An 11,815-nucleotide genomic window follows, 5' to 3' on the forward strand; every position below is an offset into this window, starting at 1 on the left:
TGAGACACAGATGGAAGATTGGCGGCCGAGTCTTGATCGACTGATGAGCACCCCCGTGTCGGTCGTCGACAATCCACGGGCCTTGGCGGGGGAGGCTTATCCGGACGCGATGAAGCGGCTGCTTTCGCATGAAAGGGGGGAAGATGCCTTCAACTGCATTTCTCGCTGGCCGGGTTACGCGCCGACGCCGACGGTCCAGCTGGCGAACCTCGCCCATGCGGTGGGGATCGCGGAAATCACCTATAAGGATGAAGGGGGCCGGTTCGGTCTCGGCAGCTTCAAGGCATTGGGGGGCGCCCTAGCTGTCGAGGCGATGTATGCGCGGATTCGAGCAGACGCCGACGTTCGGACAAGCGGAACGCCTATTTTCGCCTCGGCCACCGACGGAAACCATGGCCGCGCAGTGGCCTGGGGAGCGCAGCGGGTCGGTTGCCGCTGCGTCATCTACCTGCATGCTGGCGTCAGCCCTGAACGAGAGCGGGCAATTGCCGCTCTTGGGGCCGAAATCAGGCGAGTTGATGGAAACTACGATGACTCGGTCCGGCAGGCCCAAGATGATTCCGCGCGCAACGGGTGGATCGTGATCTCCGACACCTCTTATGGGGACTATCGCGCGATCCCATGCCAGATCATGCAAGGCTATACGGTGCTTGCGCGCGAGCTGCTCGATTGCGGCGTCCGCCCCACCCATGTTTTCGTCCAGGGCGGTGTCGGCGGCTTGGCAGCTGCCATGGCGGCCCATTTCTGGGAGGAATTTGGCCCCAAGCGCCCGCGTCTGGTCGTGGTCGAACCGGAAAATGCCGCCTGCCTGGCCCGCTCTGCAGCCGCCGGGCGGCCGGTCGTCGTCAAAGGTGCGCTCGACACGATAATGGCAGGTCTCGCATGCGGCGAAGTGTCGGAAGTCGCATGGGAGATACTCGACGCCGCCGCGGACCATTTCGTGACCTTGCCCGATCAGGCGGCAATCGAGGGTATGCGGCTGCTTGCGCTGAACGACCCGGTAGTGGTGGCCGGCGAGTCGGCGACCGCTGGCCTTGCTGCTTGTCTGATCGCTTCCGGGGCGGCCGACCTGCGCAAGCGGCTTGGCTTATCAAATGAGAGTCGAGTCCTGTGCATCGGAACCGAAGGCGCGACGGACCCCCATTCCTATGAGCGTCTGGTTAGGCGCAGGACTGCCTAGCGAGCGCGGCGCTCAGGGCCGATGTCTTGCGGTTCGGCGGGTCGCCGGAGGCATGCCTAAACTGCGGCTGTCGGCAATGCGCTCTTCCCGTCATGCGACAGCGAAACACCGGACGCCCGCGTCGCGCCCACGGCGGACATGGGTCGCGAGTTCCTGAAATCCGAAAGCGGTCATTCGCCTGAATCACTGAAAAAGGGCCAATGCGCACGCATTTCGGACGCGAGCTCCGGTCCGGATTCAGTTTGGTCAAATGCGGCCGTTCGGGCAGGGATGTGCCCTCACTCCGACGTCCCAATGCAAGTTTGGTTCAAGCCTTCTTTATCGTAGAAGTTCTCGCGCAGCTCTCGCTTGAGTACCTTGCCGATCGCATTGCGGGGAAGCTGCTCGACGAGCTGCACCCTCGAGATTCGTTGAAGCTTCCCGAGCCGTTGGTTGGCATAGGCGCGGATCGCTTCCGCGTTGCCTTCACGGGCCACCACGAAAGCAGCCGGCGTTTCGCCCCATTCCTTCGATGTGATGCCGACGACGGCTGCATCCACCACATCGGGATGGGAGCGGATTATGTCTTCCAGGTCCGACGGATAGATGTTGAACCCACCCGAGATGATCACGTCCTTCTTGCGGTCCATCAGGATAAGGAAGCCGTCTTCGTCGAAACGTCCGACGTCGCCGCTGCGCATGAAGCGCTTGCCTTCAGGTGAAATCCAATAAGCGGCCGAGGTCGTCTCCGGCCGGTTGTGGTAGCCTAGCATCATGCCGCGCGAACGCCCGACGATCTCGCCTTTTTCGCCGGGCGGCAGTTCCTTGCCGTCTTCGTCGATCACCCGGATATCGTTATCGGGCGCGGGCCGGCCGACGGTGTGCAATTTGTCCGGGTGCTCGTGGGCGAACAGGATGCACAGCCCGCCGCCTTCGGTCATGCCGTAATATTCGGTGAGACCGCCGGGCCAGCGGGCGAGCACGTCGTGCTTCAGTTCGGCCGGGAATGGGGCGGAGGTGCAGAATTTCTCGCGATAGGATGAGAGGTCGAAATCGCCGAATTTCTCGAACTCCATCAGCCGCCGGTATTGCACCGGCACCAGCATGGCGTGGGTGACGCGGTGGCGCTCCGACAAAGCGAGGAACTGGCCCGCGTCGAATTTGCGCATCAGCACAGCGGTCCCGCCCAGCGCGATCGTCGGCAGGAAGCTGACCAGCGTCGTGTTCGAATAAAGCGGAGTGGAGACAAGCGTGACGCTGTCGAAATCATAGCCGCAGGATCGGGCGAGCTCGACATGCGCATCGCGCATCGCGTTCGACTGAACGATTCCTTTCGGCACACCCGTGGTGCCGGAGGAATAGATGATGTTGAAGACCCCCTCGGGCGCGACCTCCGGCGCATCCGGAGCGGCGGGCGCCGATTTGAGATCCTCGAACACGCTTCCCAGAGCGACCAGTGGCGTGCGGCAACCGGCGGCCGTCAGGCGCGTGCCGCAGTCAGTGTCGGTGAAGACCAGGACCGCGCCGCAGTCTCCGATCATCGCCAGCAGGCTTTCGGGGGTCGCGCTTTGCGGCAGGGGCGCGACCACGACGCCGGCTGCTACCGCGCCGATATAGGCGAGACCATATTCAAGAGAGTTCATGGCGCAGACCGCAATGCACTGCCCCGGAGACACGCCTCGTTCAGCAAGAAACCCGCGGAACGCGTCGATCCCGGCGACGAGCGCCGCGTAAGAGAGCACCCGGCCGCAATCGATCAGCGCCGGCTTATCAGGATCGAGCCTCGCGGCGGCCCGGACCCGGTCCGAGTATGAAATGAATTCGCCGACGATGCTGGCCATGCCCGCCCCCTCTCGATGCCCGGTTCTGCCGCAGTTGATGTTCACTATTTGGTGAACTTGCGGCAGTGTCAAGAAATGTTCATCATCTGGTGAAGGCGATTGCGACGGGAGACGGAAATAATGGTTCGTGGGGCAATCCTCTCAGCCGGAATCGCGGCGCTGCTTGGCTCGGCACAAACGATGGCGGCGGCCTCGCCCGTCGTCGCTACCAGCAGCGGCCATATCGCCGGGGTTTCCGAAGGTGCCGTCGAGGTGTTCCGCGGGATTCCCTATGCGGCCCCGCCAGTCGGACCGTTACGGTGGCGGTCGCCGGTTCCGCCGGCGCGGTGGCGCGGCATCCGATCCGCCGCCACGTTCGGCCCCAATTGTCCGCAGCCTCATGTTCCCGCACCCTATGGAGCGCAAGGCCCGCAAAGCGAGGACTGCCTGACGCTCAACATTTGGCGGCCGACGCGAACCCAGGCGAGACGGCTGCCCGTGATGGTCTGGATTCACGGGGGTGCCTTCGTGCTCGGCTCGGGATCGCAGCCCCTTTACGAGGGCGCGGCGCTTGCGCGGCGCGGCGTCCTCCTGGTCACGCTCAATTACCGGCTCGGCGCGCTCGGTTTCCTGACTCATCCCGTCTTGTCCCGCGAGCAACAGGGCCGGCCGCTCGGTAATTATGGACTGCTCGACCAGATCGCGGCACTGCGCTGGGTGCGGCGGAACATCGCGGCATTCGGCGGAGATCCGGCCAATGTCACCATCATGGGCGAATCCGCTGGCGGCGTGTCAGTTCAGGCGCTGATGGCCAGCCCAATGGCGCGTGGGCTTTTCCACAAGGCGGTATCGCAGTCCGGCGGCAGCGCCGGCCTGATGGTGGACGCGCGCTCTTCCGCGGCAGCGACGGCCGGTGAACGCTGGGCGGCGGCGTCGGGATCGGCGAACGCCACAGCCGAGGAAATGCGCGCCTTGCCGGTCGAGCGAATCCTCGCCGCGCCCTTCCTGGCCTTTCCCAGGATCGACGGAGTGCTGCTCCGCCGCACTCCCGCCGAGGCTTTCGCGCGGGGCGAGGAGGCGCCAGTCCCGCTGATTGTCGGCGCCAATTCCTTCGAGGGAAGCCTCGGCATCCTGAACGATGCGATGGCGCAGGCCGCATTGGGTGAACACTACGGCCCGCTGCTGAAGGCCTATGCGGCCGCCGTGCCTGACGGAAATGCGGCGCGAGCGCGGCTCAGGGGTGAGCTGTTCTTCGTCCAGCCCGCGCGTTTCATCGCCGAGCGTCACGCGAGGAGAGGAGCCCCGTCATGGCTCTATCATTTCGACATGGTCCCGGCATCGCAACGCGGGGTGTTGCCTGGCGCGCCACACGGGGGCGAGCTCGCTTATCTGTTCGGCACGCCTGACGGCTTCCTCACCCGCTGGGATGAACAGGATCGCGCGCTATCGGGCAAAATGGCAGATTATTGGGTGCGTTTTGTCCGGACCGGCGATCCGAACGGCGACGGCGTCCCAACGTGGACACCCGCGGCACGCGCAGGCGAGGCGCTGCGCTTCGGATCCCGGATCGAAATGCTCACGCCGACCACGCTCGACCGGCGGACCGCGGAGGCGATGCTCGCCGCAATGCAGGCCGCCTGGGACAAGGACCGGCCTGGCGCGCGCTAGCGGCGCCGACTCGCGCACACCGCGCGAAACCCGGCCGCTGCATATTGCACCAGCCGTTCCCCAAAGGCGTCGACATCGTCGGACCGGCACAGGCCGCCGGAAAGCAGCTCGATCCTGCCCGTGCTCGCCTGGATCACCATCAGCGAACCGGAGAGCATCTGGTAACTCCAGTAAAGATCCTCGTCGCTCGCGTCCGGCATCGCTTTCTTGAGCAGGGCGATCAGGCGGCGGATCACGTGGTCAAACAGACGGCTCATCATCTCGCCGCCCCATTCCTTGCTGTTGTTCGCCATTGCGACCAGCGCCGAGTAATTGCGCCACCCCTGATCGGCGTTGCGATCCTTCTCCAGGATCGGCTGCAGAAAGGCGCGGATCGCCCCTTCGACAGTGATATTCCCCGCGCTGGCCGCTTCATAGGCGTCCATCGCTGCCATTCGGGTCTGGTTCACGCCTTGGGTACGCCGGTCGAACACCGCGTCGAACATGCCGCGCTTGGTGCCGAAATAATAATGGATGAGGGCCGTATCGACCTCCGCATGCTGGGCGACGTTACGGACGGTGACGCCATAAAGGCCGTGCCGCGCGAACAACTCCTCGGCCGCATCGAGCAGCCGGTCTCGCGTTTCCTGGCTCTGCTGCGCCTTCTTGCTCGTCCGCGACCGCGAGACCGGCGCCGCCGGCTGGTGTTGGCGGCTGCGTTTGCCCAGCCGCTGGGCATCGCGGGCCGCCGCGCGCCGCTGCAGACTGGGCTGAATCTCGTCCATCGAGTCCTCCTAGACCGTGCGGCGCTGCCGAGAAAGCATCCACCGGCATCGATCGCATAGAATGTTCATCACTGGATGAACATTCTTGACATGCTGCCCCACTTGCGTTCAGTTCAGCATAACTCATCAAATGCTGAACAAACGGCGAAAGGGGAGGTTCGATGTTTGACACGGCTCGGTTGGCACGTGTGGCGCTGCTCGGCGGATTGGCTTTGGCGGCCTTGACGGCGCCGACGTCCGCATGGGCGCAGGATGTCGCTCCTGCATCCACCACCGCCGGGGCGGGCGCGGACAGCGGCGAAATCATCGTCACCGCGCGTCGGCGCGAGGAAAGCGAGATCGACGTTCCGATCGCGATGACCGTGAACAGCGCCGAGCAGCTCGACATCCGCGGTGCGGCCGACATCACCGCGTTGCAGCGGACCACGCCCAACCTGACGCTCCAGGTCTCGCGCGGCACCAACTCGACGCTGACCGCCTTCATCCGCGGCATCGGCCAGCAGGACCCGCTCTGGGGTTTCGAGCCGGGCGTCGGCCTCTATGTCGACGACGTCTATATCGCCCGGCCGCAGGGCGCGGTGCTCGACATCTTCGACATCGAGCGGATCGAGGTGCTGCGCGGGCCGCAGGGGACGCTTTACGGCCGCAACACGATCGGCGGCGCGGTGAAATACGTGACTCGCAAGCTCTCCCGTGAGCCGGAGTTCAAGGCGCGCGCGGAAGTCGGCACCTATCGCGAGCTCAACTTCATCGTTTCCGGATCGGCGCCCTTGACGGACACGTTCCGCATGGGCGCCGCGCTTGCCCGCTATAGCCGTGACGGCTTCGGCGACAATCTCACGCTGAAGCGCGAGCATGCGAACCGGGCGGTGTTCGCGGGCCGCATCAGCCTGGAGTTCGAGCCCAACGACCAGCTCTTCTTCCGCCTGGCGGCGGACAAGCTGTGGGACCATTCCAACATCAACAACGGGCATCGCGAGACGCCCGGCTTCCCGGTACCGACGCCGCCGCTCGCCGACAAATACGACACGCTGGCCGGCATCGGCTATCGCGGTCGTGTGCATACGGGCGGCGTCTCGCTGACCGGCGACTGGCACGTGTCCGACCAGGTCACGCTGCGCTCGATCACGGCCTATCGCTCCGGAAGCACGCGGGGCGACGGCATCGACTTCGACGGACTGCCCCAGCCCTATTTCGACATTCCCGGCTTCTATGACGACGACCAGTTCTCGCAGGAATTGCAGGCGCAGCTCGACCTGGGCCGTCTGAGCGGCGTGCTCGGCGCTTACTATATGGACGCGACCGCTGCCGGGGCGTTTTACGCCGAGCTCGGCGCGCTCGGCATCACCCAGCCGACCAGCGGTTCGGTCCACACCAAGAGCTATGCGCTGTTCGGCGATTTCAGCTTCGACGTGACCGACCGGTTCTCGGTCTCGGTCGGCGCCCGCTGGACGCAAGACGACAAGCGCGCGAAGGTGTTCAAGGCCAATTATCTGGGCGTTGCCGTCCCAGGCCCGAGCGCCGTGCCGTTCCAGGTGCTGACAAACTACACCAACAGCCGGAGCTTTTCGGAATTCACGCCGCGCTTCAGCGCCACTTACGAGTTGTTCGACGATTTCAACGTCTATGCGGCCTATGGCCGGGGTTTCAAATCGGGCGGGTTCGACATGCGCGGCGACGCCTCGGTCACGCCGGCGACGATGCTCGGATACGACCCGGAGATAGTCGACTCCTACGAAGCCGGCTTCAAGTCCCAATTGTTCGGCGGCCGGGTCCGGCTGACCGGAGCGGTGTTCCACGCCAGCTATAACGGCCAGCAGGTGACCACGCAGGTGCCGGTGGGCAACAGCGCGGTCAGCTTCGTCGACAATGTCGGCAGCTCGCGCATCAACGGCGCCGAGCTGGAAGGCAACGCGGTGCTGGCCGATTGGCTGACGGCGAACTTCGCGCTCGGCTATATCGACGCCAAGTTCAAGCGCTATGCCTCGTTCGTGCCGGGGGCGCCGGCGAATGGCCTCGCCTGCGTCGCCAACCCGCCGTCGCCGCCAACGGCGGTCGGCTGCTATGTCGACGTCTCGAACGCGCGCGTGTTCCAGAACACGCCGAAATGGAACGGCTCGATCGGGCTCACTGTGCGGCACAAGCTTGGCGATGCGGGCGAGCTGGCGCTCAACGGCAATTTCAACTTCCGTAGCAGCACGCACCTGTTCGAAACGCCGATCCCGGCGCTTGATCAGAAGGCCTATCAGCTGTTTGACCTGAGCGCCGCGTGGACCTCGGCGAACGATCATTGGCGGTTCGGCGTCTATGCGCGCAACCTGTTCGACGAACGCTACAAGACCGGCGGGTACAATTTCCCGACTCCGGTGTTCGCCAACTCCGTGATCAGCTTCTATGCGCCGCCGCGGACGGTCAAGGCGACGCTCGAATACCGGTACTGAGACAAGGGGGAGCGGGAGCTTGTCGAACACCGATGCGGCTCCCGCCAATACGGAGCAGGCCGGGCCGATGCGGCCATTCCTGACGCTCGGCCTGCTCCTTCTCGTTTATATCTTCAACTTCGCCGACCGGGTGCTGCTCGGCGTTATGGCGATGCCGATCAAGGCCGATCTAGGCCTGTCGGATACCGAACTCGGGCTGCTCGGCGGCACTGCCTTTGCTCTCTTCTATGCCACTCTTGGCGTGCCGGTCGCGTGGGCCGCCGACCGGCACAGCCGTACCTGGATCATCACCGTCTCGCTGACGCTCTGGAGCGGCTTCACCGCGATCTGCGGCATGGCCGGGAGTTTCATCCACCTGTTCCTCGCGCGGCTGGGCGTCGGTGTCGGCGAAGCCGGCGGCGTCGCGCCGTCCTACTCGATGATCGCCGATCTATTCCCGCCCGACCAGCGCGCCCGCGCGCTGGGCGTCTATTCATTCGGCATTCCGATCGGCAGCGCGATCGGTCTGGCGTTCGGCGGCATGATCGCGACCGCCTTCGATTGGCGAGTCGCGTTCCTGACCATGGGCATTGCGGGCCTCGTGATCGCGCCCGTCTTCCGCCTGCTCGTCCGCGATCCAATGCGCGGCGGCTTCGATGCGCATGCACAGACGCCGCGGCCGTCAGTTAGGGAGGCCGCGCGGCTGCTTCTCGCCAAACGGAGCTTCTGGCTGCTTTCCTTCGGATCGGCGCTCGCCTCGACGGCCAGCTACGGCATCTCCTTTTGGGTTCCATCCTTCTATGTGCGCTCCTTCGGCCTTTCGGTTGCCCAGATCTCGCTTATCTATGCCGGGTTGATCCTGGTCGGCGGCCTCGCCGGCAGCTGGGCCGGAGCCTGGCTTGGCGACCGCTTCGGCCCACGTCGCCGATCCGTCTATTTCCTGATCCCGCTCACCGCCATGCTGGTCTCCCTGCCTTTCTTCATCGGCGCGGTGATGACGGGCGACGTGACCCTTTCGCTGGTGTTGCTGTTGGTGCCGACGGCGCTCGGCAGCATGGGATTCGGGACGATCCTGACGGTCGTCCAGCAGGTCGTGCCTGCGTCGCTCCGCACCACTTCTTCCTCGGTCTTTCTGCTCATCAACAACCTGATCGGCCTGGGCCTGGGATCGGCCATCCTCGGCCTGATCTCGGACAGCCTGCATCAGCGGTTCGGCGACGAATCGCTGCGCTATGCGCTGCTCGCCGGCTCCCTCTTCTATCTTGCTGCGGCCTTGCTCTATGCCCTGGCAAGCCGCCGGGTGGGACGGGACTGGGTAAGCTGAACGATGGGCGAAAGCACGAAAACGACGAGCATATTCGCCGAGCGGACCTGGCTTTCGCCGGATAGTGTACAGCTGTATCTGCGCGATTATCCCGGCGCGAGCGGGGAAGCCCGGCTGCCGGTCGTCTGCCTTCATGGCCTGACCCGCAACTCGAAGGACTTCGAAGAAATCGCCTCGACGATCGCCGCGACGGGGCGGCGCGTGATCGTGCCGGACGTGCGCGGCCGTGGCCGCTCCGGAATGTCGCCGGACCCGATGCGCTATCTTCCTGCCGCCTATGCCCGCGACCTGATCGGCATGCTGGCGGCGTTGGGAGTTGCCCGCGCGGTGTTTCTCGGCACGTCGATGGGAGGCGTCATCACCATGCTGGCCGCGGCCAGGCGGAACCGGATGGTCGCCGCCGCGATCCTGAACGATATCGGCCCGGAAGCGTCTCCGGAAGGGCTTGCCCGGATCGCCGGCTATGCCGGCAGGCCCGCGACGGTCTCGTCATGGGACGAGGCGGCCGCCTATGTTCGCTCGATCAATGAAGCGGCCTTTCCCAATTGGGACGACGCGGCCTGGTCGAGCTTCGCGCGACGCACATTCCGCGAAGATGCCGACGGAGGGCTGGCGCTCGACTATGATCCGGCGATCCGCGTGCCGATCCTGGCCGGCAAACTCAAGGCGCCGAAGTTCCTGGCCTGGCATCTGTTCCTGCGGCTTGCCCGAAGACGACCCACGCTCGTGCTGCGGGGCGAGTTGTCGGACATACTGAGCCGTCCGATCGCCGCGCGCATGCAGAAGGCCGTGCCTGCGATCGAGCTGGTTGAGGTGGGCGGCGTCGGTCACGCGCCAATGCTCGACGAGCCGGACGCCCAGGCGTCGATCCTGTCCTTCCTTGAACGCGCGCCCTAATGGGCCAGGATTTCAGCTTCCAATACGGACCGCGTCTTGTCTGCGCCGCCGGCGCCTCGTGCCGACTGGCGGAACTCTTGCCGGGCCGCCGAATACTGTTCGTCACCGATGCGCGGATCATAGAGCTCGGCCTGGCCGCTCCCGCCCTCGAGGCGCTGCACGCGGCCAATGTCGAGCCGATCATCTTCGATGCGGTCGAGTCCGACCCCTCGCTCGCGACGGTGCGGGCAGCCGAGGTGGTGGGTCGTAAGGCCGCCGTCGGCGCGGTGGTCGGGTTCGGCGGCGGCAGTCCCATGGATGTGGCGAAGCTCGTTGCTTATCTGCTCGGCAGCGGCGACGACGTTGAGACGCTCTGGGGAGTCGACAAGGCCAAGGGTGAAAAGCTGCCGCTCGCGCTCGTGCCGACCACGGCCGGCACGGGATCGGAGGCGACGCCGGTCACCGTCATCACTGTCGACGCAGCGGAGAAGAAGGGCGTCAGCAGCGCGGCGCTGATGGCGGACTGGGCAGTGCTCGATCCGGCGCTTACCTTCGGGCTGCCGCGCGAGGTCACCGCTGCGTCGGGTATCGACGCCATGGTTCATGCGATCGAGGCCTATACCTCCGCGTGGCGAAAGAATCCGGTTTCGGACCTGTTCGCGCGTCGCGCGCTGGAGTTGCTCGCCGCCAATCTTGCGATCGTCTGCGATCAACCCGGAAACGCCGAAGCGCGCCGCGACATGCTGCTCGGCGCGCATTTCGCCGGCGTGGCGTTCGCCAATGCCCCCGTCGCCGGCGTGCACGCGCTGGCTTATCCGCTCGGCGGTCATTTCCACGTGCCGCACGGTGTCGCGAACGCTCTGATGCTGCCGCACGTGCTCGATTACAATATGCCGGTCGCGCTCACTCACTATGCAGAGCTTGGCCGGCTGATCTGTCCGGAACAGGAAAACGTGGGAACGCTGGCCCTCGGGCGCGCATTCGTCGAGAAGCTGCGGACGCTTTCCGCAGAAGCGAGTTTGCCGCAGCGCCTGTCGGCCCTCGGCATTGGCTCTGAGCACATCGACCTACTCGCGAGCGGGGCGATGAAGCAGGAACGGCTGCTCGTGAACAATCCACGCCCCATCACCGAGGCTGACGCTCGCCAGCTTTACGAGGCGGCGCTTTGAGTCGTCGGCCACCCTCGGAGCGTTCCGAGTACTCCGTCTTTTGGCCCATCACGACGCGGTGGGAGGATAACGATCAATACGGCCATGTGAACAACGTTGCCTACTATTCCTGGTTCGACACAGCAGTGAACGCCTGGCTCGTTGCACAGGGATTGCTCGATCCAGCCAATGGAGATCAGATCGGTTTGGTCGTGGAAAGCAGCTGCCGTTATTTTCGGCCTTTATCCTTCCCGCAAAGAGTTCAGATCGGGATCCGCACCGGTCGGATCGGGACGTCTAGCATCGTATGGAAGCTGGGGGCGTTCACCTTTGACGACCCCCGGGCAGCGGCGGAGGGCCGGTTCATTCACGTCTATGTAGACCGGGAGCGGCGCCGACCAATATCTATTTCTGCGACGTGGCGGCAGGCCCTCACCCCATTTTCCTGATGTCACCGCGTCGGCCAAGGCAGCACTGGCCTGCAAATCTAAGTAGACCCAGCTGACATTGTCAATGGCCGATGATCAGACGGCTCGCGAGCCAGATGGCGAATGTCCTGTGTGGATGGCTCCCGCGTTGCAAGTGGCGATTTGATGTCGGCGGCTAGTCGGGTGCAGTCTTGTGTCCGGCCTGTTG

General features: G+C 64.9%; 9 protein-coding genes. 7 read left to right on the forward strand and 2 right to left on the reverse strand.

Annotation, left to right across the window (positions count from 1 at the left end):
* The first annotated feature begins 55 nt into the window (after positions 1–55).
* On the forward strand, positions 56–1,180 hold the full coding sequence (locus GON01_RS09495; RefSeq protein WP_198159825.1) for a diaminopropionate ammonia-lyase: 1,125 nt from the start codon (positions 56–58) through the stop codon (positions 1,178–1,180).
* 278 nt (positions 1,181–1,458) lie between these two features.
* Here the strand turns inward: GON01_RS09495 and GON01_RS09500 are convergent, their stop codons facing one another.
* Positions 1,459–3,000, reverse strand: coding sequence for a class I adenylate-forming enzyme family protein (locus GON01_RS09500; protein WP_157027149.1), 1,542 nt, complete (start codon positions 2,998–3,000; stop codon positions 1,459–1,461).
* Between the two features lie 120 nt (positions 3,001–3,120).
* On the opposite strand from GON01_RS09500, the gene GON01_RS09505 reads away from it, so the two are divergent.
* Positions 3,121–4,647, forward strand: coding sequence for a carboxylesterase/lipase family protein (locus GON01_RS09505; RefSeq protein ID WP_157027150.1), 1,527 nt, complete (start codon positions 3,121–3,123; stop codon positions 4,645–4,647).
* On the opposite strand, the gene GON01_RS09510 is transcribed toward GON01_RS09505, so the two are convergent.
* On the reverse strand, positions 4,644–5,411 hold the full coding sequence (locus GON01_RS09510; protein ID WP_157027151.1) for a TetR/AcrR family transcriptional regulator: 768 nt from the start codon (positions 5,409–5,411) through the stop codon (positions 4,644–4,646). The two genes, GON01_RS09505 and GON01_RS09510, sit on opposite strands and share 4 nt — an antisense overlap.
* 161 nt (positions 5,412–5,572) lie before the next feature.
* Here GON01_RS09510 and GON01_RS09515 point away from each other — a divergent pair, with 161 nt between their 5' ends.
* Genes GON01_RS09515 through GON01_RS09535 form a run of 5 tightly spaced genes read left to right on the forward strand, consistent with a single transcriptional unit; the run spans position 5,573 to position 11,628 of the window.
* The gene (locus GON01_RS09515; RefSeq protein WP_157027152.1) at positions 5,573–7,852 is read left to right on the forward strand and encodes a TonB-dependent receptor; all 2,280 of its coding nucleotides are present in this window, start codon (positions 5,573–5,575) and stop codon (positions 7,850–7,852) included.
* A 19-nt stretch (positions 7,853–7,871) separates the two neighbouring features.
* The gene (locus GON01_RS09520; RefSeq protein ID WP_408640915.1) at positions 7,872–9,155 is read left to right on the forward strand and encodes a spinster family MFS transporter; all 1,284 of its coding nucleotides are present in this window, start codon (positions 7,872–7,874) and stop codon (positions 9,153–9,155) included.
* A 3-nt stretch (positions 9,156–9,158) separates the two neighbouring features.
* A complete protein-coding gene (locus GON01_RS09525; RefSeq protein WP_157027153.1) occupies positions 9,159–10,052 on the forward strand; it encodes an alpha/beta fold hydrolase in 894 nt (297 codons plus the stop codon).
* The gene (locus GON01_RS09530) at positions 10,052–11,200 is read left to right on the forward strand and encodes an iron-containing alcohol dehydrogenase (protein ID WP_157027154.1); all 1,149 of its coding nucleotides are present in this window, start codon (positions 10,052–10,054) and stop codon (positions 11,198–11,200) included. Before GON01_RS09525 ends, GON01_RS09530 begins: the two co-directional genes overlap by 1 nt.
* Positions 11,197–11,628, forward strand: a complete 432-nt coding sequence (locus GON01_RS09535) for an acyl-CoA thioesterase (RefSeq protein WP_157027155.1) — start codon at positions 11,197–11,199, stop codon at positions 11,626–11,628. The genes GON01_RS09530 and GON01_RS09535 overlap by 4 nt, the downstream gene beginning before the upstream one ends.
* Positions 11,629–11,815: the final 187 nt, after the last annotated feature.

This window comes from Sphingomonas horti, from assembly GCF_009753715.1.
Taxonomy (GTDB): Bacteria; Pseudomonadota; Alphaproteobacteria; order Sphingomonadales; family Sphingomonadaceae; genus Sphingomonas_B; species Sphingomonas_B horti.

Bases quoted from the DNA above. Each gene is read 5' to 3' on its own strand.
- GON01_RS09500 (WP_157027149.1), bottom strand. From the start codon at position 3,000: ATGGCCAGCATCGTCGGCGAATTCATTTCATACTCGGACCGGGTCCGG.
- GON01_RS09505 (WP_157027150.1), top strand. From the start codon at position 3,121: ATGGTTCGTGGGGCAATCCTCTCAGCCGGAATCGCGGCGCTGCTTGGC.
- GON01_RS09510 (WP_157027151.1), bottom strand. From the start codon at position 5,411: ATGGACGAGATTCAGCCCAGTCTGCAGCGGCGCGCGGCGGCCCGCGAT.
- GON01_RS09515 (WP_157027152.1), top strand. From the start codon at position 5,573: ATGTTTGACACGGCTCGGTTGGCACGTGTGGCGCTGCTCGGCGGATTG.
- GON01_RS09525 (WP_157027153.1), top strand. From the start codon at position 9,159: ATGGGCGAAAGCACGAAAACGACGAGCATATTCGCCGAGCGGACCTGG.
- GON01_RS09530 (WP_157027154.1), top strand. From the start codon at position 10,052: ATGGGCCAGGATTTCAGCTTCCAATACGGACCGCGTCTTGTCTGCGCC.